The sequence below is a fragment of the Streptomyces sp. NPDC051776 genome (assembly GCF_040681345.1).
In the GTDB taxonomy this organism is placed as follows: domain Bacteria; phylum Actinomycetota; class Actinomycetes; order Streptomycetales; family Streptomycetaceae; genus Streptomyces.
In genome coordinates, this window is sequence record NZ_JBFAYQ010000010.1 from 21,122 (window position 1) to 45,051 (window position 23,930).

Below are 23,930 nucleotides of genomic sequence, written 5' to 3' on the forward strand. Positions count from 1 at the left end.
CGTCTGCCCCCCGTTCCGGCCGAGCCGGGGCCGGGTCACGCCGAGTTGCCGGCCGAGTCCCGTGCGGGGAGGCTCATCTCGTGTCCGAGCCGGTCGATCGCCTTCTCCATGGCGTACGAGACGGCCTCGACGTCGGCGTCCGCGGTGGTGGCGACCGCGAGGAAGGTGCCCGGCCCCGCGGCCATGGTGAAGATGAAGCCGTCGGTGTACTGAATCATCGTCAACTCCCAGGGGGATTCCTGGCAGTCGGCGAACTCGGCCGCCTCACGGCTCAGGGACTGCATTCCCGAGACCGCGGCGGCCATGCGGTCGGCCATGTCACGCTCGACGCCCTCGGACGCGGCGGCGGTCAGACCGTCGGCCGACAGCAGCACGGCGCGGAGCGTGTGCGGCAGTCGGATGATGTTCTCGTCCAGGATCCAACCGAGGCCGCTGAGGTCGGTGCCGGGGGTGGTCATGACTCCGGGTTCCTTTCGTTCTGGTCTTGCTCTCGCTGGGCGGCTCGGCGGCCCCGTACCACCGCGCCCACGCTGCCCGCGGGGTTCGACGGCGTCTGCATCGCGGGCCGGGGCTGCGCGGCGGGACGGCGCGGCTCGTTCCGGCGACGCTGGGGAAGGCCGTCGGGGCGCAGGCGGAACGGCGGTTGGGCCGCGGCAGGAGGCTCGGGCGAAGCCTCTGCCGTGGGATCGGGCTGCGCTTCGGGCTGCGGCCCGGGGGCAGCGGGCTGCGCCTCCGGGGTCCGGGACCGGCGCTCGGAGGCGGGGGCGGACCCCCGCGGGTGGGGATCGGTTGTGTCCGCGGTGGAACCCGTCCAGGACCGGGCCGCGTCGGTCGCACCCCCGGATCCGACGGACTCCCCGGATTCCTCGGTCTGGGGCGGCCCACCAACCGCGGGGACCCCGGGCCCGGGCAAGGGCTCGGGCCCGCGCTCGGGTTCGGGTCCGGATCCGGATCCGGGTCCGACCCCGCGCTGGCCTTCGGCCCCGCGCTGGCGTTCGGCCCCGCGCTGGCGTTCGGCCCCGCGCTGGCGTTCGGCCGCGCACTCGGGATCGGCTTCCGGCTCGGGTTCGGCCCCGCACTCGAGCTCGGCTCCATGCTCGGGTCCCGGCTCGGCTCCATGCTCGGGTCCCGGCTCGGCTCCATGCTCGGGTCCCGGCTCGGCAGCCGCGGTCGCGGGTTCCGCCGCAAGCACGGGCCCGGTTCGGGCAAGGGCGGGACGGGACCGTGCGGCGGCCGGCTGCTGATCGACGTCGGTGGTCAGAAGCCCCTTGGGGAGATAGACGATCGCCCGTACGCCCCCGTAGTCCGACTCCTGCTCGACGCTGGCCCGGAACCCGTACCGGGCGGCGAGCACGCCCACCGCGGAGAAGCCGAACTTCGGCGGGTTGCGCAGCCGTGTGAGGAGGACCGGCTCGCGGCCGGAGAGCTGACGTGACGCCAACTCCCTGTCCTCCGGCTTCAGTCCGACCCCCGCGTCGTCGATCACGATGCTGACGCCGTTGTGGCCCTCGACGAACCACACTCGTACGTCCGAGCCCGGTTCGGAGTGACGGGCCGCGTTGTCCAGGAGTTCCGCGACGGCGAGCACCACGGGCTCCACGACCCGGCTGACGACCGCGGCCACCGGACTGCCGGTGACCTTGACCCGCTGGTAGTCGCGGATACGGGAGATGCCGCCACGTACGACGTCCTCAAGTGGCGAGTTGGTCCGCTGGCGCAGCGGTCTGGAACCGGTGAGGATACCGATGACCTGGGCTCTGCGGCCGAGTTGGCTGCCGGCGTGGTGGACGGCGTTCGCGTCATGCAGCACCTTCTCGTCGTGGTGCCGCTCCAGCATGTCGAGAATGGTCCGCTGCTGCTCGTTGAGCAGCGCTTCCATCGACCGGGTCACGGTCTTGACCGCGGCGCGTGCCGCGGACTCCGCACGTTCGGACGTCTCCGCGGGCACGCGGCCGAACATCTCCAGCACCGTGAAGTGGGCCTGCGCGAACGGTGTGCCCGCCAGCTCGTCGTGCAGCAGACCGGGCGCCTCGGTCGGCTGCCTCTGCCGCAGGCCCTTCAACAGGGCCGGCACACGGTGCTCGACCAAGTGGCGCGCCTCGGCGTCGCGCATACGAATGGCCTGTTCGCGGTCCTGAACGGTTGCTTCGAGGGCCTGGATGCGTTTTGCGCGGGCGGCGGCAATGGTCCGGTACCGCAGAGCCACCGCCCCGGCAGCGGCCAGGCCCGGGAGCAGGAGCCAGATCGGTGCGTCCGGCATGGGTGTCATCCATTCCTCGGACGGGAGCGGAGGGCCGGCCGCGGCGGGCACGCTTCCGTACGGAGTCCGTGAGAACGCCCGGTCCCCATCAACTCCCGACGCGCCGGCGACCGGTTGTGAGATCGATCTTGCAGGTTGTCCCAACGATACGGATCCAGTGGCGCGTCGTGGTGCCGGTGGAGTGAAGGTTCGTCAAGTTCCGGCCAGATATGAGGAGTTGAGGCCATCAGAAGTAGACGGCTGACGCAGGAGTTCCACGCGCCGCGCTTGAGACGTGACCCCCGGTGCACACTCCCGACGGCACCGCGACGGGCACTGCGGACGAGCACTGCGGGCGGGCATTCCGGGCCCGCACCGAGTCCCCCGCGAGCCGTGCGGAGGGACGGGGCCGCCGGGGAGCGTGGAGGGTCTCCCGCGGGGGCGGCTGGTCAGACGAAGGGGTGCGGCGAGTCGCCGGGAAGGACCTTTCCGTAGCCACTGGACGCGCCGTAGCCGAGCAGGCGGGGCGTGAACACCCTCAAGGGCTCGGCCAGATGCATCGGCTGCAGGTCCGGGACCACGACCTTGACCACGGAAACCCCCATGTCGCGCAGATCGTCCGTCGTCACATCGCAGACCACGACGTCCCCGACGCGGTCGAGGACCTGCGCGACAAGGCGTCGCATCGACCCTGCCCTGGGTACGAGGTCGGCGGGGTTCAGCGCGGGCCCCTCCTGATGCAGATACGGGAGTTCGCGGGACCGGCCGGGCTGGGCCCAGTAGCCGACGCGGTCCTCCCGGCAGCCGATGTCCGACCCGGTGCCGAGCCACTCGTCGGCGTAGCGCACGACGTCCTCGTAGCGCTCCTGCAGGCCGCGGCGGAAGCAGACCGCCTCCAGGACCGCACCCGCGAGGGCTTCGTGCAGCGAGAGCGACGCCTTGGCACCGAGGGTCGTCTCCGGTCCGGTGCCCGAAAGATCGGTCACCTGGGCCACGGCCACATGGACGGGCAGGTCGGTCGGGACGCGGAAGAGCCGGACGTCCAAGCCGTCCCGCCGTGCTGCGGCAAGGAGTTCGCCCAGCCGTCCGTCGCGGCAGAGCCGCGGGTCGAGCCTGTCGGGCGAGAGCTGCAGGTAGTGCATGATCATCAGCGCATCGCGCTCGACCGCTTCGAGAAGCCCGCGGCGTGCGGCGGCCGACCAGGAGAGTCCGGAGGCGGCACCGGTGGCGACCGGGTCGCGCAGATAGCCCTCGCCCTCGGGCACGAAGTACGGGAGGTGGACGGCCTGGGCCGGGACGAGGCAGTCGGCGCCGGTCGCAAGTGAGACGCCGCGGACCCACGAACGCGGCAGGGCATCGGCTCTGCGCCGGTCCGCAACGGTCGAACTCCGGGCGCACAGAAACCGGGAGGGCGCGACGGCGTCGAACAGCTGCTCCTCGAGCGACCCGTAACTCGCGGTCAGCAGCAGATCCTCGCGGTAGACCGACAGGCTGTGGCGCTCGAAGACCTCGAAGGCGGCGCCCACGACCGTACCGGTGTGCTCGGCGCCACGGCCCTCCGCGTGGCGCAGCAGCGCCGCACGGCTGTCGCCGCAGAAGTCGTGCTCCTCCTCCAGGAGTCCCCTGCCGCCCGCGAGCGGACCCATCGCCGTCATGAACATCGGGAGCAGTTCCCCGGCGTCGGGCTCATCACCGCTACAGAAGCACTCCATGACCTTCTGACCTTCCATCAGGCCACCTCCTGCCGCTCCGCATACGTCATCGCGTTCCCTGTCCGCGGAATTCCGAACTCTTTCGGGCCGGCCCTCCGACCTGGGCCGGGATTCTCCGGGCCGACTACGGATCGCCGTGCCGCCCCGCGCTTCGTTCGGTGAATAGTGAATCCGGTGTTCGATCCTTGAAGAAGGGAGTTGCCGAAAGGAAATCGGAACCGGGGCCATCACACTCCGCGAAGCTTCCGGACCATGTTCGGCTCCCGGTACTGAGTCGGACCGCAAGAGCCTGTCTCCTCGTCGATCAGTTGGCGCGGGACCGCGCCATGGACCCGTCGAAGCCTTCACTTGTTCACCTGTTCACCGGCATCGGGAATGGATGCCGAGGTGAGGATTGCAGTTCACCCGAAGATCCACAACCCCTGAACGAGGTCCGCAACCGGCCCTCTTGACGGCGTCCACGACTTTCCTGTAAGCCACGCCGAACTGCCCCGGGCCGCAGCGAAGATCAGCGGATGGCTGCACTTGTGAACATTGCGTTCACGCGATGGTTCAGGGTTGAATCGGCCGGAGGCGCGTTACCGTCCGTAACGACCGGCACGTCAACACACCGTCCGTAACGAAGAGTTCGGTCCGTGTGGCGCGAATCATATGCGGCTGGACCATGCCGGAGTTCGGCCCTTCACCCAGGCCGCGGTTGCGGATTCATTGCATGGAGAAATGATGACGGTTGAAATTCCGGTTCCCGCCCCGACGAACCGGGCTCCTCGCCTTCGCCGGGTTTCCGGGGGACCGGAGCCCGTACACAGGTCAGGACAAGTGCCTAACGGGAAAGCGCTGGCCCGCCGGCCCCCCGTACCGTCATGCTGATCAAGGAAGCCACCGCGGAGGACTGGCCCGCCATCTGGCCCTTTTTCCACCGCACCGTCGCAGCGGGCGACACCTTCACCTTTCCGCTCGACCTCGGCGAGGAAGAGGGCCGTGACTGGTGGCTGCTGCCACCGCCCGACCGCACCGTGATCGCCGTCGACGACACGGGCACGTCCTGGGCTCGGCCAAGATGAACCGCAACCAGAGGGGCAACGGCTCCCATGTGGCCGGCGCCAGCTACATGGTCGACCCCGAGCACGGCAGGCGCGGTGTGGGCCGGGCCCTGGTCGAACACACGCTGAAGTGGGCGCGCGCCGCGGGCTTCCGCGGCATGCAGTTCAATGCCGTCGTGGAGACGAACCAGCACGCGGTGAAGCTGTACGAGACGCTGGGCTTCGACGTGATCGGCACGATCCCGGAAGGATTCCGGCATCCGGCGCAAGGCTATGTGGGGCTGCACATCATGTATCGCACGCTCCAGAGAATGCCCATACGCCGCAGCGCGCCACACGACGGCAGAACAGCCGAAGGAAATGGTCCGGTTTCGTTCCCCGACCTGTAACGAGTACGTCTCGGAACTGCGTTCGGCCCTCTCGCCGGACTTTACTGGGGCGCCCACCCCCGCCCAGCCCAGCGACGTCACCGGGAGACAGCAGCGAGATGGGCCGACACCGCAGACCCACCCCCATACAGCACGCGCACTCCAGCGCGCTCAGGACCGCCGTCGCCCTGGGTGCGGCGGGCAGCATCGCGTTCGTGATCCACTCCACCGCGGGTGACGACGCGCCCGTGCAGGCGCGGCCGGGTCTCGACTCCCGCCAGGGCGGGACGCCGGGGGATGAGCCCACCGCGGCGGACACCACTCCCGCCCACCCCGCACTCAAGCCCACCCACTCAGCCGAGCCGGAGCTCCTCCAGGACCGGGGCTACGGAGCGGGTGCCGAACGGACCGCGTCCCAGGCTTCGGACGATGCCGGTACCCCCACCGCGGCGGCCACGCCGGTCACCGCCCCCAGCTCGGCACCGGCGGCGGAACGGCCCGCCACTCCGAAGTCCGGCACGAGTTCCCAGGCCACCAAGTCCCCTGGTACAGGGCGCGCCACCGCCACCGACGAGTCCGCCGGCCGGCAGCAGGACGACGGCGGACAGGACCGTGGTCCGGTCAACGGCGTCGTCGACGGTGTGGGCGGCACGCTCGACACCGTGATCGGCGACTTGACGGACGGTCTGCCGGGCAACTGACCCGGCCTTCCCCGTAGCACCGAGGGAGGCGCGTCGCGTGGGCCGAGGCGCCTGCGTGGTTCGGCCCTCGGCGGATCTGCTGACAGCAGGAAGACGTCCCCGACGCGGCACGCGGCAGGCAGAGTCAGCGGCATGAAACTACTGATGCTGGGCGGAACGGAATTCGTGGGACGGAACGTCGCGGAAGAGGCCCGCGCCCGTGGCGGACAGGTGACGGTCTTCCACCGCGGACACCACGGCCCGCCGGACGGCATGACCGTGCTGCACGGCGACCGCAGGGCGCCCGGCGGTCTGGAGGCCCTGAAGGACGGCACGTGGGATGTCGTCGTCGACACCTGGTCCGGAGCGCCGTCGGCCGTACGCGACACGGCCCGTCTGCTGGCCGGCCGGGCCGGCCGGTACGTCTATGTCTCCAGCCGGTCCGTCTACCGATTCCCGTCCGCGGCCCGGCTGGACGAGGACGGCCTGCTCGTGGACTCTTCGCCCGGCCTCGGTGACGTCGCGTACGCACAGGCCAAGCGCGGCGGGGAGATGGCCGTGACCGACGCCTTCGGGGACCGGGGGCTACTGGCGCGGGCGGGGCTGATCCTCGGCCCCTGGGAGAACGTCGGACGGCTCCCCTGGTGGCTGAACCGCATCGCGCGCGGCGGCCAGGTCCTCGCGCCCGGACCGCGCGATCTGCCCCTGCAGTACATCGACGCGCGAGATCTCGCCGTCTGGGTCCTGGACGCCGCGGAGGCGGGGCTCGGGGGGCCGTACAACCTCGTCGGCCCGCCCGGTCACGTCACCATGGGCGAGCTCCTGGATGCCTGCGCGCGTGTGACGGGCAGCGACGCCCGGCTCCGCTGGCTGGCCCCGGAGGCAGTGCTCGCGGCCGGTATCGAGCCGTGGACGGAACTCCCTGTCTGGGCGCCACCGGGCGAACTGCACGACACCCTGCACGGCGGGGACGTGTCGAAGGCCCTCGCGGCCGGGCTGCGCTGCCGGCCGGTCGGCGAGACGGTGGCCGATACGTGGGCCTGGCTGCGGGAGTTGGGGATGCGGGCGCCTCAGCGGCCCGACCGCCCGGCCGTCGGGCTCGACCCCGAGAAGGAGGAGAGCGTCCTGCGGAACATCTCCTGAGGCCGGCACGGGAAGGCGGCGCCGGGGGGTCGGGGTGTGTCCCGGTGCCCCCGGCGCGGCGAACCGTATTCGGGCGGCGACGAAGCGTACTTGGACGGAGGCGAGCCGTACGCCGGGGGGCCGAACGCGGGCAGCGGCAGGGCCGAACCCCGGGGACGGGGCCGAACCCGTGCAGCGGCAGGGCCGAACCCCGGGGACGGGGCCGAACCCGTGCAGCGGCAGGGCCGAACTCGGAAAGCCCGGCGGCTCAGCCCACCATCACCTTCGTGCTGCTCCGGTTCTCCATCGAACCCGACCACGCGCGCATCGGCGGACGGCCGACGAACCGGCCGAAGAACAGCGCGGCGAGCGTGGCGGCGAGCACGCCCGGCACCATCTCGTAGACGCCGGTCTGCAAGGGCCCGAGGAGCGGGTCGATGTTCTTCCAGAAGACGACCGTCAGGGCACCGGCCACGATCCCGGCCAGCGCCCCGGCCCACGTCATGCGCGACCAGTAGAGCGAGAGGATGAGCACCGGACCGAAGGCCGCGCCGAAGCCCGCCCAGGCATACGCGACGATGTCCAGCACCGCGCCGCCGCTGAGGGCGATGGCGTACGCGACCAGGGCCACGACCACGACGGTTCCCCGGCCGACGAGCACCAGCGTGGCGTCCGAGGCGCGCCGTTTGAGGAACGCCCGGTAGAAGTCCTCCGTCAACGCGGTCGCCGACACCAGCAGCTGGCTGTCGGCGGTGGACTTGATGGCAGCGAGCACCGCCACCAGGAGCAGGCCCGCGAACCAGGGATTGACGAGTTGCGCGCACAGCGCGATGAACACCGTCTCGGGGTTGTCCAGCGGTTCGTCGAGCGAGGCGATGCCGACCAGTCCCACGAGTGAGGCTCCGGCGAGGACCATGATCACCCAGGTCGTGCCGATGCGGCGGGCCAGCGGTATCTCACGCGTGCTGCGGATGCTCATGAAGCGGGCAAGTATGTGGGGCTGGCCGAAATAGCCGAGGCCCCAGGCGAGGAGGGAGATCACCGCAACGGCGGTGAGCGGTTTGCCGGACGCCCACTGGCCGCCGTCGAAGCTCGCCTCGGCTCCCATGTCCAGGAGTGCCGGGGTGTTCGCGTTGATCACACTCTCGAACGAGGTCCAGCCGCCCAGCAGTCCGATGCCAACGGCCGGGAGGACGACCGCGGCGAAACACATCACGGTGGCCTGCACGGTGTGCGTCATACTCACCGCGCGGAAGCCGCCCAGGATGGTGTAGGCCACGATGACCACGGCGAAGACGGTGAGCGCGAACTCGAAGCCCCCGCCGAAGATCTCCTCGAACAGCACGCCGCCCGCCAGCAAGCCGCTCGCCACGTAGACCGTGAAGAACACGACGATGACCGCGGCCGAGATGAAGCGGAGCAGCCGGGTGTTGTCCTCGAAGCGCTCCTCCAGATACGCCGAGAGCGTCACGGAGTCGCCCGCCAGTTCGGTGTACGTGCGCAGACGGGGCGCCACCAGCAGCCAGTTGAGATAGGTACCGATGACGAGTCCGACGGCGATCCACGTGGCGCCGATGCCGGTCGCGTACACGGCGCCGGGCAGGCCGAGGAACAGCCAGCCGGACATATCACTGGCGCCCGCCGACAGCGCCGCCACCGGTGCGCTCAGGCGACGACCGCCAAGGGCGAAGTCGGAGAAGGTGCTGGTCTCCTGGTACGTCCAGATGCCCACAAGGATCATGGCGAGCAGGAACAGTCCGAAGCTGATCATGACCGGTACGGTCAGGATGGTCATCCGCCTCTCCCTTGGTGCTGGCGCTGCCGTCACTTGGAGCCGTCACACGGAGCCGTCACGCGGGGATGGCCTCTCCGGTTCGGAACCCAGAGATTAGAGACCCCGGGGCGAGCCGACAATATGGATGCCGACCCAATATCGTGTCCAGGTTTGACCGGTGTCCAAGCTGGGAAGCGCGAGCCCTTCTCGGGTGTTGCCGGGGTCGGTCCGGGGTCGGTCCGGGGTCGGTCCGGGGTCGGTCCGGGGTCGGTCCGGGGTCGGTCCGGGGTCGGTCCGGGGTCGGTCCGGGGTCGGTCCGGGGCCCGTCCGGGGGTCACCCAGCACAAGGAGGGACCGTCACCCCGGACGAGGACGCACCGTCACCCAGCACAAGGAGGGACCGTCACCCCGGACGGGAACGCACCGTCACCCAGCACAAGGAGGGACCGTCACCCCGGACGGGAACGCACCGTCACCCAGCACGAGGACGGACCGTCACCCTGCGCGGGGACGGACGGCGGGCGCAGCGACGACGGCAAACGCCGACGGTGCGGGCCACGGGCCCATCCTCGGGCGTACGGATTCACGCACCGCGCAGCCTCCTTTCTTCCGGGACCGGAAAGCGGCAGAGTTCGATCGATCCCCCTAAGACGCCATCTCAAGGAGTGGCCGTGAGCCTGAGATTCCGGACCAGTACGGTGGTCGCGCTGGCGGCGGCAGTCGCGCTTTTCGCATCGAGTTGCGGTGACGGCCACGACGCCTCCGCGACGCCGACGGCGTCCCCGGACCGGCCCTCGTCGGCCGGCTCCTCCCGGGCCGCCTCCTCGCCGTCAGCCGGACAGCCCGGCCCCTCCGCCTCCGGGGCGCCCTCCCCCTCCCCGACCGTCTCCCAGGACCGAAAGGTACCCGCACCGGTCTTGGTCGAGATGGTCGTCACCGGCGGGTTCGCCGGACGGCAGGAGCAGCTCCGCGTCCTCGAAGACGGCACCTACACCACGGTCAACAAGGGGAAGACCGGTCCGGGCGGCACCGTGGAAGCCTCCGGGCTGCGCTCGCTGCGCCAGGCGCTGAGCTCCGCGGACTTCCCGAACCTTCCGCGGCGCACCATCAACGAGCAGGCCCGGGACATGATCCAGTACGTGGTCGTCCACGATCACGTCACCGTGATGACCGACCAGTCCGAGCCGGTGGCCGGTCTGGACCGGGTGATCAGCATGCTGTCCCCCTACCTGCCCGGCCGCTCCCGGTGACCGTCGTCCACGGACACGCCCGCGGTGCGGCACACTGCGGTGCGGCACCCGAGCGCAGCGGCACCGGGCGCACCGCCACGGGCCGGAAAAGCACCGTCCGTAAGAACACCGGACGGATCGAGGGCTACGGCACGGCATTCACGGAGCGAGGTCGAGCGCGGCCTTGCCCGAGCCGTCCATGTAGAACGGCGTCGACTGATGCTCATGAGTGATCAGCCAGCGGCCGTCGACACGCTCCGGTCCCAGCGTTGTCCGGAACCACAGGTCGGTCGTGGCTCCCGACTGGGTGCCGTACATGTGGTCCAGGCTGTGGGTGAACGCCACGTCGCCCGCCGCGGAGACGGCGAGCTGCTCCACCTCGTAGCCCTGCGGTCCGTCCCAGGTGCCGGGCCACGCCCTGATGGCCTCCGCGTCGACGCCGGCCGTCGCCAGCGGAGGGGCGCCACGGCGTACGCCTCGCTGCACCGCTGTCGCCTCTGACGCCCATCGCGCTCCTCGCGTGATCGCCGTGGTGGATCCCGTCACGCCCGGCTGACTGCGGCCGAGCCGATGGTCTGTAGAGGCGTCTCGCGGTCATGGCTTTCGCGCCACCGCCGCGTACACGGGGGCGGGCGGGCCCGCGGGGTCTGGGCGCACGGACCCCGCATCCGGGCGCCACAGCGGGGCCGGGGCGAGCCCGGGATCGATGAGGTCGAGACCCTCGAAGAACGCTGCCACCTCGACCCTGCTCCGCGGCCTGAGCGTGACGCCGCCCTTGCCGTAGAGCCCGACGACGCGCTCCGTGGACGCGGGATCGAAGTCCCCCGTGACATGGGAGAGGACGAGATGGCTGCCGGGGGCAAGGGAGTCGAGGAGGCTGCGCACGAGGCCGTATGCGTCGTCCTCGTCCGGGACGAAATGCAGCAGTCCGATGAGGGACAGTGCGACGGGACGGGATAAGTCCAGGACGCCGGCGGTCAGTTCGGTGATCCGTGCGGGTTCGCGCACATCGGCCTGTATGTAGCCGGTGGCGCCCTCGGGTGTGCTGCGCAGCAGCGCCTCGGCGTGGCGGAGAACGATCGGATCGTTGTCCGCGTACACGATGCGGGATTCCGGAGCGACGCCCTGTGCGACCTGGTGGAGATTGGGTTCAGTGGGGATCCCGGTTCCGATGTCGAGATACTGGCGGATTCCACCGCGCGCGAGCCCGCGGGTTGCGCGGTGCATGAACGAGCGGTTGGCTTTCGCGGTGTCGGCCGCGTTCGCGTCGACGGCGAGGATCTGCTGGGCGAGGGTCTCATCGACGGGGTAGTTGTCCTTGCCGCCCAGAAACCAGTCGTAGACGCGCGCCGGGTGCGGCCTGCTGGTGTCGATCCGGCCGGCCTCGGCCTCTCGTGCGGTCATCGGGAGCGCTCCTGTGGGTGATGTCCTGGCCGGTGACGGCCGGTTGACGACAGCCTGATGGTGCGTGCGGTGACAGCCTCGTCGCTTAGGGGTGTGTCAGGACAGAAGAAAGTCGGCCTGGCCCGCCTTCGCCCCTTGGACGAACGCCAGGATCTCGGCGCCGGTGCAAATGAGGGCGGGCCCTTCGGGGTCGTTGGACTGGCGCAGCGCCACCCGGCCGTCCGCCAGCTTCATGGCCTCGACACAGTTGCCGCCGTTGCCACCGCTCCAGGGCTTCTGCCAGCCCTCGGTGCCCAGGTCGGTGGCGCGCATACCGTTGTAGATGCCTTCGCGATCCATTCAGATCTCCCTGCGGAATTCCCTGAGGATGTCCCGAGTGCGTTGTGCGGTCGCGGCCTGGGCCGCCATACGGTCCAGGACCTCCAGATGGGAGGCCACCTCCCGCCGCTCGTCCAGGTGGACGGCGCCCGTCAGGTACTCGGCGTAGACCATGTCGGGGAGTTCGGGGAGGGCGAACCGGAAGAGGACGAACGGCCCGTAGGTGCCCGGGTGGTGTCCGGAGGCGAACTCGGCGACCTGCAGCGTGACTTGGGGCATCGAGGCCGCTTCGAGCAGTCGGTCCATCTGTGCTCGCATCAGCCCGGGAGAGCCCACCCGGCGGTGCAGAATCGTTTCGTCCATGACGACCCAGAGTCTCGGTCCACCCGGGCGGGACAGCAGATTCTGCCGCTCCATGCGCAGCGCCACGTGCCGCTCGAGGTCATCTGGCCTGGACTGCCCGAGCGCGCCGGAGCGCAGGACCTCGCGGGCGTAGTCCTCGGTCTGGAGGAGGCCGGGGACGAAGTGGGGCTCGTAGGCGCGTATGAGGCTCGCCGCGCCTTCCAGACTGACGTGCAGGCTGAACCAGTCGGGCAGGATGTCGTGGAACCGCCGCCACCAGCCCGGCCTGTTGGCCTCCTCGGTGAGCTCGATGAAGGCATCGACCTCGCACCCGGCGACACCGTAGGCCTCGAGCAGCATTCGTACGTAGGGCACCTTGAGGGCGACCTCGGCCGTCTCCATCCTGCGGACGGTGGCGGGCGCGACGCGCAGCACCCGGGCGGCCTGATCCCGCTTCAGCCCCGCACGCTCGCGCAGGTCCTGAAGACGCTTGCCGAGAACGACCTGACCCACGGTCGGCGCGGAGCGCGGCTCGCTCACGCGGGACCTCCCCACACGTTCATGGCCGCAGTCTGCCACGGTCCGGCTGGCCATGGACACACTGCAATCTCAACTCTGCAATGTTCAGAGTGGGTCTTGCCAAGTGTCAGCGCACACAACCATATTGGTCATGGTGACGTTCGTGCCGTTCACGTCGCTGCGGCACAGAAAGTGCGGCAACATCCCGCACACCCCCACCGTTAGGAGCCGCCGTGGCCTTCGCTCGGGCAATGACGACTCGTACGACGACACGCTCGTTCTCCGGCACCGGCGTTCGCCGTGAGCCGCGGGCCGCGAGGCCCGAGTGAGAATGCCTGTCGAACGCCGTGCGGACAAGAGGGTCTTAGGACACCGATCGGACGCCAGGTCCTTAGGACGCCGCACAGAAGAAGAGTCCTCAGGGCGCCGTACGGACGAGAGGGCCCGGACGCCTCGGTCCCGTGACGGGGCCGTCGCATGAACCACCCCAGGCCGAACACCGCCCGGGATCTGGTCTCCCGTCTCTCCCGCGGACTGCTCGGCGAGCGGAGCCGCCGTCCGGCACCGGTCCCCCTGCGGCGTCTTGATGTTCCCTCCGCACTGCCTCTGTCGCTCGGATGCGACGCCTTGGGGGTGTCGCGGCACATCGGACCACGGATCCTGGAAGCCCTGCCGAGGGTGGGGTGCATCTTCGACGACGGCGAACACTGGTGGTGGGTCGTGCCGTCCGGCTCCCACCAAGGGGTCGCCTGGCCGCCGGAGGCCCGCTACGCAGTGGGGGGTTACGTACCCGAGCCGCGACAGCAGCGTGCGGGCGGACGGCCCGGTGCGCCCCGGCTGATCCACTGGCCGGTCGACACTATGCCGTACACCCACCCGATCCTGCTGTACATGGCCGTGTGCCGGGCCACCGGATCCTCGCCGACCTGGTCGGAGGACTGGCTCGGACAGCAGGTCCACGCGCGGTGACCAGGTCGGCCGGACACTGAACGGGTGCGCTGTGCTGGACCGGTACGAGGATGACGAACCGCACGAGGGTTGACGAACCGCACGAGGGTGACGGTCCCTACGCCGGTGACGCTTGTCCGGCCCGGGAGGTGGCAAGCCGAAGCGGGGTGAAGCACCCGCGCGTCCCGCGCGCAACCGTGGGCGGCGGGGCTCAGTGGGGGGCGATGCTGTCGATCAGCTCGCGCGCACCCTGGCGCAGCAGCGCGACGGCCACGGATGTGCCGAGCGTCGCGGGGTCGAGCGGGCCGGCCCACTCATGGGCGTCGAGTACGGTCTTGCCGTCCGGGGTGAACACACGGGCCCGGAGGGAGAGTCCGCCGTTGCGCTCGGCCCGGGCGTATCCGGCGATGGGCGAATTGCAGTGCCCCTGCAGCACGTGCAGAAACATCCGCTCGGCCGTGGTCTCGCGATGCGCCGCCGGGTCCCCGAGTCCGCTCACGGCGTCGATCGTGGTGGTGTCGTCCTCACGGCACTGCAGGGTCAGCACCCCGGCGCCGATCGGCGGGCACATCGTCTCCACGGAAAGGACCTCGGTGATCACATCGGTGCGGTCGATGCGTTCGAGCCCGGAGACCGCGAGGAGGAGGGCGTCGGCATCCCCCGCGTAGAGCTTCTCCAGGCGGCGGTTGGCGTTGCCGCGCATCGGTACGCACTCCAAGTGCGGGTGAGAGGAGGCCAATTGGGCGACCCGGCGCACGGACGACGTACCGATGCGCGTTCCGGGGGGCAGCTCGTCGAGAGTCAGTCCGCCGGGGTGGATCAGAGCGTCGCGGATGTCGTCACGCTTGAGGAAGGCCGCGAAGGTCGTTCCCGCGGGGAGCGGCCGGTCCGCGGGCACATCCTTGACGCAGTGCACGGCGAGATCCGCCTCGCCCGCCAGTAGAGCGGCGTCCACCTCCTTGGTGAACGCGCCCTTCCCGCCCAGCTTCGCCAGGTCGCCCATCCATCGGTCCCCCGATGTCGTGACGGGCACGACCTCGGTACGGACTCCGGGGTGCAGGGCGGCCAGTTCGGTACGGACCCGCTCGACTTGGGCCAGGGCCATGGGAGAGGAGCGGGAGACGATGCGGATCAACTCTGGGGCGGACATGGCGTACACGATAGAGCGTCAGATCCCGGGGTCGTGTACCGGATCCAGTGGGCGACGGCAGCAGCGGCAGGGGGCGGAGCGTGAGCGCTGGGGTGGGATCTCGCGCGCAAGGCCTTCGGCGCCGAGAGGAACAGGACTTCGTGGTAGCAACAGTGGAGTACTGCCCCCGGATGTCAGTGGCGATTGGCATCCTTCTGTCAGCACCCGGTGACCACGGGTGTCCGGCGCGTCACGCAGAAGCGCCGTATCGGCGGCAGAGGCGGCCTCGTCGGCTGTCTGATCGCAAGGGGGAGAGGTCATGTCCGACATGCCCAGGGAGTTGCATCACCTGGTCGGTTCCGTGGCAGGCGAGTTCACGGTCGGCGAGCATGCGTGGGGAGGACCTGGCGGGACTAGAGGCTGGGAAGTGAAGGGGTTCGACGGGCGACGGTGGTTCGCCAGGAGGCACGCGGAGGCGGAGTCCTTCGACCGCGAGGTCACCGCGTACCGCAGATGGACGGGGTACCTCGGCGAGGGGCACGCGGCCGAACTGGCGGCGGCGGACGCCGAGACGGGGGCGATCGTCCTCACCGCGCTCCCCGGCCGCCCGCTCAGCATCCGCAAGCCCGCACCGGAGGAGGAGCGCGAGGCGTACCGGCAGGCGGGGGCGCTGCTCGCGCGTCTGCACTCCGCTCCCGTCGGCGCCACGGCGGGAACAGGAGCGTCGGAGGGAGCGGGAGCCGCGGGTCCAGCCGCGAATGCGGGGGCGGGGCCGGAGGCGACCTGGGCGGCGGATGTCGAGGAGATGCTCAACGGAGCGGCGCTGTATCTGGCCCGGGAGGACGAGGAGTTGCTCCGCGCCATCGCGGAAGAACCGCCGCCGTCCCTCCCCGGCGTGCCGACCCACAGCGATTACCAGCCCCGGAACTGGCTCTGGGACGAACGGCAGCAGCTCCTCCGCCTCATCGGGTTCGAGCGGACCTGCGTCGAGCCGGCGGCGCGGCGCGATCTCGCGGGCCTGGAGTACGGCTTGCTGCAGACCGGTTCTGGCCTGCGCTCCGCGTTCTACGAGGGATACGGACGCGAGCTCACCGACGCCGAGCGCCGTGCCTGTGTCTCGTACGCAGCGGTGGAGGCCCTGATCGCGCTGCGCCGGGGCATCGAGCACCGGGACATCGAGAGCGTCGAGCGCGCCCATTCGATGCTGGCGGCTCTGCGGGCCGAGCGTGCGGAGCAGCGTGTGTGGGGCGGGTGCGCATCATGAGCGACAGCGTCCCGGGGGGACTCCGACGCTGCGGCCGGAGTCCGAGTCGGGCCGATCGTCTGCGGCGGGGCGCGGTGGGAGCGGGACGCGGATCCGAGCAGCGCGCGCGGCTCACCTCGGACCGGCGCCTGAAGGACGAGGGCCGGCGACTGTACTTTCACCGGGGCACACCGAGCGACGACGCCTGAGACCGGCCGACTCCGCACGGCTCCGAGCCCGACTCCGCACGGCTCGGCCCCGACTCTGCACGCTTCGCCGTCCGCTCCCGTCCATGGCGCCCCCGTACGACGCCCCCGTACGACGCCCCCGTACGCCGGACGAGGCACCGGCTGGGCCGAACGGGGTCTCCCCGGACCTCCGGGGCCGGAAAGTGGAATGTCTCCTGACGACCTGTCACCCCGACACGCCGACGGCCCGTCACCTCCGCAACCCGCTCGCAGTACGTCCGGGTGCGATGGATTGATCAACGGGACACCGTGGTCCCACGCGCTCTCACAGGAGGTTTCCCATGCGCAACATCATCCGTCTGTCCGCCGTCGGCGTCGGGCTCTTCGGTGCTCTCGTCCTCGCCTCGCCCGCCATGGCCGAGGGCCCCAACGGCACGATGCAGATGTGCTCCAAGCAGACGAACCCCGGGATTCTCGGCGGGCTCCTGCCCAACGCCGGTAACCAGGCCGAGTCCTGCGTCACCAGCAGCGCCGTCAACCCCGGAAGCTGATCCCCGCGCATCTTCAGCACCCGCCGGGGCGGCCGCGACGCGGCCGCCCCGGTTCGTCTCGTTCGGCCCTTTGCGCAGCCCTTGCGTAGCCCGTTGCCCTACCGGCCGGGCGCACGGGTCGCTGTCGCACTGTCGGGGCCGTACGGGTGCCCGGCGCACGGTCAAGCCGAACGCCCGGGAGTACCGGAGCAGGGTCAGGGCCGGACCTGTATCAGTGCATGACGGCCGTTGGTGCGCCACGCCTCGCCCGAGGCGTCGAGCGCCGCGACGGTCTCGGCCGACAGCCCGGTCACGACGTCGGACTTCAGCGTCCTCAGGGCCGCGACCGGTCCGGGGAAGTGGCCGGTGACCTCGGCGAAGGGCGTGGTCGCGGGCCAGTGCCGGTCGCCCACCAGACGGCGGTAGTTCAGATCGCCCTTGAGAATCGTGAGGGAAGCCGAGGCGAAGTCCTCTCGCAGATCGCCGGGCATCTCCTCGTACGGCAAGGGGGCGCAGAAGAACGGATGCGCGCCGAGCCTCAGCCGCTCATCCCGCATCGCCGCGAAGAGCCGTCCGCCGGTGCCGCCGGCTCGACCTGGCGCGGCGGCCATTCTCCGCAGGCTCGCCAGGACGTCGGCGGCCGTGGCGTCGGAGACGTAGTAGGGCTGCGGCTTGATGTGCAGCGTGACCGTGGCGGCGCGGCCGCTGGTCAGCAGGTGGTCGACCAGGACGAGGTCGGGGATGAGTTCGCGCCCGGCATTGTCGGCGACGATGACGATACGTCCGCCCTGCCGGGCCGAGGGGCTCAGCAGGGCATGCAGGGTCTCGGGGTCGTCGGCGACGAGCGGGCTGCCACCGTCGGTCCGCCCGGCGTCGCCCGCCGTGATGAGAAAGCCGAGGTCCGCACGGTTGCCCCAGAGCGCGGCCCGGAGCAAAGCATCGGTCAGGCCGTCATCGGCATCCGCGAGGGGGGTGCCGGTCCCTACGGTGCCGCTCCCGGCGGTGTGGGTCGCGGGGCCCGGGGGGCCTGTACCCGCGGGGCCGAGGGCATCGAGGGCGGTGAGCTCCTCGTCGACCGTCTCGCTGTTCAACTCGCCGTCCTTGGAAGGCCCGAAGGAATCGATGCCCTGCCATGGTCCCGGCCCGAAGTATCCGACGGCCCCCAGCAGTCGGCGGTAGAAGTAGCTCTCCGCCCACAGGAACGGTGCATCCGTCCACCGCGTGTCGTAGTGCCCCCGGTCCCACGGCCCGGACCACACCGCATGGTCGTGTGCGGTGTCCGGAAGCGGCTCGATCACACCGCTGAGCGTCTCCTCGAGCAACCGGTCGAGTGCCTGCCGCTGACCGGCTCCGAAGGGAAACGTCTCCTTCAGCCGCCGGAAGAGTGCGGGATGACGCTCGTGCCAGACGTTGTACGGGAAGGATCCCGGCTCGTTGCTCACGATGGGCGGCGGGACGCCGTCCTGTCCGGGCGCCGTCCGGGATCGGCTCATCGCAGCACCTTCTCTCGGGGTATGCGCTTCTCTCTCGGTCTCGCGCTCTCTCGGGTACGCACTTCTCTCGGTCTCGCACCAAGGGGCCGCCACCGCCGGCGGGACCTTACAGCCGCATGACTCTGCATCACCTGGTGACACATCAGATCATGACTTGCTGAAGGGATCAGAGGCCGAAATCACTGACGCATCGTCATGAATGAGGACAAGTGATGGGCCAGGCCCGGGGCGCGACGTGAACGCTGCGCATAACCGACGGTGCGTCACCCCGGTCGCAGTAAGCCCGCGTGCGGCTCCGTGATCTCCGCGACACGGTGGGAACAACGTGCTCTCGATCAGGAGGTTTTCATGCGCAAGCTGATTTGCATGTCCGCAGTAGGCGCCGGGTTGTGCGGCGCCCTGTTCATCGCGTCACCCGCAGTCGCCGATGGTCCGGGCGGCGGCGGCAACATGCAGATGTGCTCCCGGCAGGTCAACCCCGGAATCCTCGGCGGCCTGCTCCCCAGCCTGGGTGAGCGCAACGAGTCCTGTGTGTCGAGCACGTCCGTGGGTCCGGCGGGGCGTCCCGCGCAGGGCACCCTCCCCGTGCAGGCCGCCAACCAGGGCCAGGATCAGGGCCAGGGCCTGAACCAGAGCCAGGGCCTGAACCAGAGCCAGGGCCTGAACCAGGGCCAGGGCGACAGCGCTGCGGGCCAGGCGGGGCAGGGCGACGCCGTGAACCTCGGCGAGACCGGGGCCGCGGGCCCCGGTCAGTAGTCACCCCGGTGCAAGCCGGGGCGGCCCACACCGGCCGCCCCGGCTTGTTCCGTGCACCGGGGCGTCCAGGCGCACCGCCCAGGGTCGTCCTGTCCCCGACGCGCGAGCGGGCCCTCGTGCGGTTCACGTCCCGTGTCTGCGCTCCCCGCGCACACCGATGACTTCGGAGGCCGTACCCGGTCTCATCTACAGCCGGCCGTGAAGGCGCACCGGGATGCGCCCACGCCGGCGCCCGGCCGCGTCCGCCCGCCGGCAGGCGGCAGGCGGCAGTACGAGCGAGAGTGCGGAAAAGAGCGGAAAGCAGGGAACACCATGGCAGCCAGTGCACCGGAACCGGTCACCGAACTGGACGAGCGCTACAGCATGAAGGAGGCGTCCGCGATCCGGTGGCCGACCGCGCGCGGCCAACTCGAACGGGCCGAGCTCTTCTGGCTGACGACCGTGCGCCCCGACGGCCGCCCGCACGTCACGCCCCTCCTCGCCGTCTGGGTGGACGACGCACTCCTCTTCTGCACGGGACCGGAGGAGCGCAAGGCCAAGAACTTGCGCACCAACACCCACTGCATCCTGACCACGGGGTGCAACAGACTCAACGAGGGGCTGGATCTGGTCGTGGAGGGAGACGCGGTGCGGGTGACAGACGACGTCGCACTGCAGCAGGCGGCCGCTGCGTACGAGACGAAGTACGGCAAGGACTGGCACTTCGACGTACGCGACGGAGCCTTCCAGCACGAGGCGGGCCGGGCCCTGGTCTTCCGGGTCGCGCCGGCGACGGCCTTCGGCTTCGCCAAGGGCCGGTACGGCCAGACCCGCTGGCGCTTCCCCGCCACCACCGCTGGTTGACCCGAACCGGGACACCCGCCCGAACGCCCCCCGAACCGGGACACCCCTCCGAACCGGGACACCGCCCGAACGCCGGGGGGACGCCCCTCCGAACCGGAACACCCACCCGAACCGGAACACCCGACCCCACCAGGCCAGCCCTCCGAACCGAGGCACCGGCCGAAGCGAGGCCCGGTCGGCACCGGCTCGTATCGGGAACACCCGCTCCCGGAGTCCGAGCACCCCGATCCCCGGCCCCGCTGCGGATTCCGAGCGCCAGACCCCGAGCCCGGGGCGCTCGCCCCACAGACCGGCAAGTCGCCCCGAATCCCCAGCGCCCGACCCGGATTCCGAGCACCCACCCCCGAATGCCCTGCTCTCGCCCCGGGCCCCAGGGCGCCGGCTCGAACCCGGGAGACCCAGGCCGGATCGGTCGGGAGAGTCGGCGCGGGCGGTGCTGCGGGACGCCGGCCCCGGGGCTCAGAGTGACCAGGTGTACTTGCCGCCGCCCACCCATCTGACGACGGCCGGATCGTCGAGATCGATATTCCGGAAGCCCGCGCGCTGGGCCAGTCGGACCACATCGAGCATGTCGTGCGCGGTCCCCACCATCTCCCCGTTGATTTCCACGATGCGGAAGGGCCGATCGCCCGGCATGACCCGCGACACCACGATCGGGGTCCGTGCGTCAGTCATGTTCCCAGCGTGTGACAGCGGCGGCCGCCGCGCATGTCCTCCCCGGCCCGCGACGGCTCACGAACGGGCCGCTCATCGGCCCCGGCAGCGCACGCCCGCGAGGCCATCGCGAAGCCTCCGCCCGTTGCGCGGTGTCCACGCCCCATCGCCCACGGCCACAGCGCAACGTTGAATTCCGGACAACCGTGGGCACTGGGCGAAGGGTCGCGACCGCCGCAAAATCGCCCTACGCGCGGGGAGTTCCGGTCACCGGATCCGGTCCCGGCCGGGAGGCTCGACGGTCTGCGCGGGGCACCCGGGAGGGAGTACTCCCCATGGTGCGATTTGCGCTACGAGAAGACGGGGCATGGGCGCGGGGCAGGGCGCTCGCTCAACGATGCGCGGTTCGGCCAAGACGGGCCAGGGTGTCGACGGATCAGCGGGTTCCCCTTCACCCAGTACCCGGGCCTCCCATCACCCAGCACCCGGGCCCCCATCACACCCAGCACCGGTCCTCCGCCCCGTCGCTGCGACGAACGCTTCCGCCCAGCGCCGGCGGCACCTCGAAGGACCGGCGTGCGTACGACAGGAGAGCGCCTGCGGCACCATCTCGGGCCGGATCCGGCAACGCGCATGGAGCGACCGAAAGGCAGACTTGTAGCTCCTGCCGGGGCCGGTAGGCCCGCCATCGGCCGGCCCGCCGGTTCGCTCGGTACACCTCGCCGGCCACCCCGTACGGGTCCGCGGGCACCCGGCGCGTACGCTCCGCCGCGCGCCCCGGACATATTCGACGAAGTTCTCCGCCCTACCATCGAGCACGAACGCGCCCCCATCCGTATATCTCCATGCACCGAACCGTCCCCTCTGGGCCAGGGGACGGTTCGGTACGCATCAAGCCGGGCCCGACCCCGTACGTCGGCACCCGGCGCGGACGACGAACGGAAAGGGGCCCCTCGTGAGAAACAAGGGCCACAGACGCTCCCGTGTCATCGGTACGGCCATCGCTGCCGTGGCCGCTCTCGCGCTGGGCGGAGGCGGGATCGTACTGCTCAATGACAACGCCTCGGCGGGCTGGGGCGGGGCCCCCGCCCCCACCTCCACTCCGGCCGCCGTACAGCAGGCCGGGCTCACCATCGACTGCCCGGACGTCACGCTCCGCCTCTCGCGGGTACCGCGGCAGGTACGGCCCGCAGTGGACACGGAGCTGGCGCGAATGGACAGCCAGATTGCGGACGCGTACCAGCGGCTCGCCACGTCCCGTACGACGAGCGACCGGCAGTGGGTGAGCACTCGGGTGCTGGCTCCGCTGTCCGATCAGCGCCGCACCGCGCTCGACCGTATCGGCACGGCCCTGGACCGGGCCGGCGACCGCCCGGGATGGCTCGTCTCGCTGGCGTCGTGCACGGTCAAACGGGACCCCGACGTGGGCTCCGCGCAGGGCACCCCCGCCCCGAACGCGACCGCGCCCGCTCCGAACGCCAGTGGCTCCGCGCCGCCCGCCAGTGGCCCCGTCCGATCGGACTTCGTCGACATCAGGACCGTGCGGCCCAACGTCGCCAAGCCCGCCAAGCAACTCGACGCCTCGGTGGGTACGTTCCGGACACGATGCGGACGCAACGGGAACAAGCACTTCAACTCCGACAACGTCATCGCGGCCCCGGGTGTGAGCAACGGCGCCCACCACAAGCACGACTACGTCGGCAACCTCGACACCAACGCGTTCTCCTCGAACGACAGCCTTGCCGCCGCCGGGACCACCTGTTCCAACGGTGACCGCTCCACCCACTACTGGCCCGTGCTCCGTCTGCGCAACGGCCAGCAGGAGGCCGACGCCGACCAGCCCGGCGGCGGTCAGGACGGCAACATCGGCCGCATCCTCCAGCCGGCGTCAGTGAAACTGACCTTCAAGGGCAGCCCGGTCGGAAAGGTCACGGCCATGCCCCGCTTCCTGCGCATCATCACCGGCGACGCCAAGTCGTTCACCAACGGCCCGGCCAACGCCAATGCCTCCTGGAGCTGCACCGGCTTCGAGAACCGGCAGCTCAAGGACAAGTACCCGCTGTGCCCGAGCGGCAGCCGGGTCGTGCGGACGTTCAACTTCCAGAGCTGCTGGGACGGTGTCAACATCGACAGCGCCAACCACCGCACGCATGTGGCCTTCGCCGACCGCAGCGGCGCCTGCCCGCAGGGCTTCCGGGCCATTCCGCAGCTCGTGCAGCGGATCACCTACGACGTGAGGCCGGGCTCCGTCTTCGCCGTCGACAGCTTCCCGGAGCAGCTCCACAAGCCCGTCACGGACCACGGCGACTTCATCAACGTGATGTCCGACGCCCTGATGCGCAAAGCGGTTTCGTGCATCAACGGCGGACGCAACTGCGGCTGACGGCTCGCCGCGGGGGCGCTCCGAAACCGGTGCGCCCCCGCCGCGGCGCCCAGGGCCCCGGCCCGGGCCGCTGAAGCGGCGCACGCACCGCCCGACGCGCCCACCGCGTTACTGCCCGGCGGGGTCTTGACCAGGCCCCACACGGTCGCGGCCGGTCCCCTGGACGCCAGGTGACCGGCCGCGACCGTACGGCAGAAGGGCTGCCGCGAGCAGCAGGGCGAACACCACGGCGATCAGCGGAACACCGGCATGGTCCAGGCCGTCCGCGATCCACCGCTGCGCCGCGGCCGCGCCGTCGACGACCGGGTCGGTCACTGCCGAGCCGCGCAACACCCGGATCTCGTACCAGCCGTAGTACGCGACGTAGGCGCCCACCACCAGCAGCAGGGCGCCGCCCAGGCGTCCGGCGATCGCGCCCAGTCTGCGGATGCCGCCGACCACGGCGGTACGGGTCAGGGCGACCGCCACGGCGGCGGCGCCGGTGATCACGCCCATGCCGAGCGCGTAGCAGAGGAACAGCAGGACCCCCTCCGGCGCCGATCCGCTGCGGAACGCGGACAGCACGATCGCCAGGAATGGTGCGATGGTGCAGCCGATCGAAGCGACGGCGTACGCGGCGCCGAAGAGCGCCATGGACGGCACGGACCGGGTGACGGCGGGGGCGCGGCGGATACGCGGCAGCAGGGACGGCAGGGGGCGGCCGGTGAGGAGCCGGGCTCCGGCCGCGGCGAGCACGGCCCCGAACACGACGGTGAACCAGGGCAGTTGCTGCTGCACCTGTGCCGCACCGGGCGCGACAGCCAGCCCGAAGAGCGCGAACACGACGGCGAACCCCACGGTCATCGCCGCGGTGGCGGTCAGGGCCCGTCCCACGGCCGCGACGCGCGTAGTCGAGCCGTCGCCCAGGACGAGCAGCGAGAGATAGGCGGGCAGCAGGGCGAACCCGCACGGGTTGACCGCGGCGAGCATGCCTGCGGTGAGCGCCAGGGCGAAGGGCAGATCCGTCATCGGTC

The 23,930-nt window shown here is 70.8% G+C and carries 21 protein-coding genes and 1 pseudogene; 10 read left to right on the forward strand and 12 right to left on the reverse strand.

The window, feature by feature from the left end:
• Positions 1-35: 35 nt before the first annotated feature.
• From AB0M26_RS10670 to AB0M26_RS10680, 3 genes are all read right to left on the reverse strand, one after another.
• The gene (locus AB0M26_RS10670; protein ID WP_365257818.1) at positions 36-458 is read right to left on the reverse strand and encodes a roadblock/LC7 domain-containing protein; all 423 of its coding nucleotides are present in this window, start codon (positions 456-458) and stop codon (positions 36-38) included.
• Positions 455-2,260, reverse strand: coding sequence for an ATP-binding protein (locus tag AB0M26_RS10675; RefSeq protein WP_365257821.1), 1,806 nt, complete (start codon positions 2,258-2,260; stop codon positions 455-457). The genes AB0M26_RS10670 and AB0M26_RS10675 overlap by 4 nt, the downstream gene beginning before the upstream one ends.
• 428 nt (positions 2,261-2,688) lie before the next feature.
• Positions 2,689-3,969 (reverse strand): YcaO-like family protein, encoded by a 1,281-nt coding sequence (locus AB0M26_RS10680; RefSeq protein WP_365257824.1) that lies wholly within the window; start codon positions 3,967-3,969, stop codon positions 2,689-2,691.
• 845 nt (positions 3,970-4,814) lie between these two features.
• Between AB0M26_RS10680 and AB0M26_RS10685 the strand changes: the two are divergent.
• The 3 genes and pseudogenes from AB0M26_RS10685 to AB0M26_RS10695 form a co-directional block, all read left to right on the forward strand.
• Positions 4,815-5,299, forward strand: a pseudogene (locus AB0M26_RS10685) (GNAT family N-acetyltransferase); the annotation flags it as partial.
• A gap of 182 nt (positions 5,300-5,481) precedes the next feature.
• On the forward strand, positions 5,482-6,063 hold the full coding sequence (locus tag AB0M26_RS10690; protein ID WP_365257827.1) for a hypothetical protein: 582 nt from the start codon (positions 5,482-5,484) through the stop codon (positions 6,061-6,063).
• A 132-nt stretch (positions 6,064-6,195) separates the two neighbouring features.
• On the forward strand, positions 6,196-7,185 hold the full coding sequence (locus AB0M26_RS10695) for an NAD-dependent epimerase/dehydratase family protein (RefSeq protein ID WP_365257830.1): 990 nt from the start codon (positions 6,196-6,198) through the stop codon (positions 7,183-7,185).
• Positions 7,186-7,432: 247 nt separating this feature from the next.
• Here the strand turns inward: AB0M26_RS10695 and putP are convergent, their stop codons facing one another.
• Positions 7,433-8,959 (reverse strand): sodium/proline symporter PutP, encoded by a 1,527-nt coding sequence (gene putP / locus AB0M26_RS10700; protein WP_365257833.1) that lies wholly within the window; start codon positions 8,957-8,959, stop codon positions 7,433-7,435.
• Positions 8,960-9,609: 650 nt separating this feature from the next.
• Here putP and AB0M26_RS10705 point away from each other — a divergent pair.
• The gene (locus AB0M26_RS10705) at positions 9,610-10,188 is read left to right on the forward strand and encodes a hypothetical protein (protein ID WP_365257836.1); all 579 of its coding nucleotides are present in this window, start codon (positions 9,610-9,612) and stop codon (positions 10,186-10,188) included.
• 138 nt (positions 10,189-10,326) lie between these two features.
• Here AB0M26_RS10705 and AB0M26_RS10710 read toward each other — a convergent pair whose 3' ends face one another.
• The 4 genes from AB0M26_RS10710 to AB0M26_RS10725 form a co-directional block, all read right to left on the reverse strand.
• Positions 10,327-10,653: a nuclear transport factor 2 family protein gene (locus AB0M26_RS10710; RefSeq protein WP_365257839.1), complete on the reverse strand. Its 327-nt coding sequence runs from the start codon at positions 10,651-10,653 to the stop codon at positions 10,327-10,329.
• 108 nt (positions 10,654-10,761) lie between these two features.
• A complete protein-coding gene (locus tag AB0M26_RS10715) occupies positions 10,762-11,571 on the reverse strand; it encodes an SAM-dependent methyltransferase (RefSeq protein ID WP_365257842.1) in 810 nt (269 codons plus the stop codon).
• A gap of 96 nt (positions 11,572-11,667) precedes the next feature.
• The gene (locus tag AB0M26_RS10720) at positions 11,668-11,910 is read right to left on the reverse strand and encodes a DUF397 domain-containing protein (RefSeq protein ID WP_365257845.1); all 243 of its coding nucleotides are present in this window, start codon (positions 11,908-11,910) and stop codon (positions 11,668-11,670) included.
• Positions 11,911-12,771, reverse strand: a complete 861-nt coding sequence (locus AB0M26_RS10725; RefSeq protein WP_365257848.1) for a helix-turn-helix transcriptional regulator — start codon at positions 12,769-12,771, stop codon at positions 11,911-11,913. It lies immediately after the preceding gene.
• A gap of 456 nt (positions 12,772-13,227) precedes the next feature.
• Between AB0M26_RS10725 and AB0M26_RS10730 the strand changes: the two genes are divergently transcribed.
• Positions 13,228-13,719: a hypothetical protein gene (locus AB0M26_RS10730; protein ID WP_365257851.1), complete on the forward strand. Its 492-nt coding sequence runs from the start codon at positions 13,228-13,230 to the stop codon at positions 13,717-13,719.
• Positions 13,720-13,909: 190 nt separating this feature from the next.
• On the opposite strand, the gene hemC is transcribed toward AB0M26_RS10730, so the two are convergent.
• A complete protein-coding gene (hemC, locus tag AB0M26_RS10735) occupies positions 13,910-14,848 on the reverse strand; it encodes a hydroxymethylbilane synthase (RefSeq protein WP_365257854.1) in 939 nt (312 codons plus the stop codon).
• A gap of 298 nt (positions 14,849-15,146) precedes the next feature.
• Here hemC and AB0M26_RS10740 point away from each other — a divergent pair, with 298 nt between their 5' ends.
• A complete protein-coding gene (locus tag AB0M26_RS10740) occupies positions 15,147-16,091 on the forward strand; it encodes an aminoglycoside phosphotransferase family protein (protein WP_365257857.1) in 945 nt (314 codons plus the stop codon).
• A 508-nt stretch (positions 16,092-16,599) separates the two neighbouring features.
• Positions 16,600-16,809 (forward strand): hypothetical protein, encoded by a 210-nt coding sequence (locus AB0M26_RS10745; RefSeq protein WP_365257860.1) that lies wholly within the window; start codon positions 16,600-16,602, stop codon positions 16,807-16,809.
• 194 nt (positions 16,810-17,003) lie between these two features.
• Here the strand turns inward: AB0M26_RS10745 and AB0M26_RS10750 are convergent, their stop codons facing one another.
• Positions 17,004-18,281 carry a damage-control phosphatase ARMT1 family protein gene (locus tag AB0M26_RS10750; RefSeq protein ID WP_365257863.1) on the reverse strand — a complete coding sequence of 426 codons (1,278 nt, stop codon included), beginning with the start codon at positions 18,279-18,281 and terminating at the stop codon, positions 17,004-17,006.
• Positions 18,282-18,629: 348 nt separating this feature from the next.
• On the opposite strand from AB0M26_RS10750, the gene AB0M26_RS10755 reads away from it, so the two are divergent.
• Together AB0M26_RS10755 and AB0M26_RS10760 are read left to right on the forward strand one after the other, a co-directional pair.
• The gene (locus AB0M26_RS10755) at positions 18,630-19,037 is read left to right on the forward strand and encodes a hypothetical protein (protein WP_365257866.1); all 408 of its coding nucleotides are present in this window, start codon (positions 18,630-18,632) and stop codon (positions 19,035-19,037) included.
• 312 nt (positions 19,038-19,349) lie between these two features.
• The gene (locus AB0M26_RS10760) at positions 19,350-19,880 is read left to right on the forward strand and encodes a pyridoxamine 5'-phosphate oxidase family protein (protein ID WP_365257869.1); all 531 of its coding nucleotides are present in this window, start codon (positions 19,350-19,352) and stop codon (positions 19,878-19,880) included.
• A gap of 459 nt (positions 19,881-20,339) precedes the next feature.
• Here the strand turns inward: AB0M26_RS10760 and AB0M26_RS10765 are convergent, their stop codons facing one another.
• Complete coding sequence (locus AB0M26_RS10765; RefSeq protein ID WP_365257872.1) at positions 20,340-20,555, reverse strand: hypothetical protein; 216 nt, start codon at positions 20,553-20,555, stop codon at positions 20,340-20,342.
• A 934-nt stretch (positions 20,556-21,489) separates the two neighbouring features.
• Here AB0M26_RS10765 and AB0M26_RS10770 point away from each other — a divergent pair.
• The gene (locus AB0M26_RS10770) at positions 21,490-22,917 is read left to right on the forward strand and encodes a DUF1996 domain-containing protein (RefSeq protein WP_365257875.1); all 1,428 of its coding nucleotides are present in this window, start codon (positions 21,490-21,492) and stop codon (positions 22,915-22,917) included.
• Between the two features lie 108 nt (positions 22,918-23,025).
• Here AB0M26_RS10770 and AB0M26_RS10775 read toward each other — a convergent pair whose 3' ends face one another.
• A complete protein-coding gene (locus AB0M26_RS10775) occupies positions 23,026-23,925 on the reverse strand; it encodes a cytochrome c biogenesis CcdA family protein (RefSeq protein ID WP_365257878.1) in 900 nt (299 codons plus the stop codon).
• Positions 23,926-23,930 lie beyond the last annotated feature (5 nt).

Coding starts and splice junctions, on each gene's coding strand:
- AB0M26_RS10670 (WP_365257818.1), bottom strand. CDS start 458: ATGACCACCCCCGGCACCGACCTCAGCGGCCTCGGTTGGATCCTGGAC.
- AB0M26_RS10675 (WP_365257821.1), bottom strand. CDS start 2,260: ATGCCGGACGCACCGATCTGGCTCCTGCTCCCGGGCCTGGCCGCTGCC.
- AB0M26_RS10690 (WP_365257827.1), top strand. CDS start 5,482: ATGGGCCGACACCGCAGACCCACCCCCATACAGCACGCGCACTCCAGC.
- AB0M26_RS10740 (WP_365257857.1), top strand. CDS start 15,147: ATGTCCGACATGCCCAGGGAGTTGCATCACCTGGTCGGTTCCGTGGCA.
- AB0M26_RS10745 (WP_365257860.1), top strand. CDS start 16,600: ATGCGCAACATCATCCGTCTGTCCGCCGTCGGCGTCGGGCTCTTCGGT.
- AB0M26_RS10695 (WP_365257830.1), top strand. CDS start 6,196: ATGAAACTACTGATGCTGGGCGGAACGGAATTCGTGGGACGGAACGTC.
- AB0M26_RS10775 (WP_365257878.1), bottom strand. CDS start 23,925: ATGACGGATCTGCCCTTCGCCCTGGCGCTCACCGCAGGCATGCTCGCC.
- AB0M26_RS10730 (WP_365257851.1), top strand. CDS start 13,228: ATGAACCACCCCAGGCCGAACACCGCCCGGGATCTGGTCTCCCGTCTC.
- hemC (WP_365257854.1), bottom strand. CDS start 14,848: ATGTCCGCCCCAGAGTTGATCCGCATCGTCTCCCGCTCCTCTCCCATG.
- AB0M26_RS10680 (WP_365257824.1), bottom strand. CDS start 3,969: ATGGAAGGTCAGAAGGTCATGGAGTGCTTCTGTAGCGGTGATGAGCCC.
- AB0M26_RS10755 (WP_365257866.1), top strand. CDS start 18,630: ATGCGCAAGCTGATTTGCATGTCCGCAGTAGGCGCCGGGTTGTGCGGC.
- AB0M26_RS10760 (WP_365257869.1), top strand. CDS start 19,350: ATGGCAGCCAGTGCACCGGAACCGGTCACCGAACTGGACGAGCGCTAC.
- AB0M26_RS10720 (WP_365257845.1), bottom strand. CDS start 11,910: ATGGATCGCGAAGGCATCTACAACGGTATGCGCGCCACCGACCTGGGC.
- AB0M26_RS10750 (WP_365257863.1), bottom strand. CDS start 18,281: ATGAGCCGATCCCGGACGGCGCCCGGACAGGACGGCGTCCCGCCGCCC.
- AB0M26_RS10715 (WP_365257842.1), bottom strand. CDS start 11,571: ATGACCGCACGAGAGGCCGAGGCCGGCCGGATCGACACCAGCAGGCCG.
- AB0M26_RS10765 (WP_365257872.1), bottom strand. CDS start 20,555: ATGACTGACGCACGGACCCCGATCGTGGTGTCGCGGGTCATGCCGGGC.
- putP (WP_365257833.1), bottom strand. CDS start 8,959: ATGACCATCCTGACCGTACCGGTCATGATCAGCTTCGGACTGTTCCTG.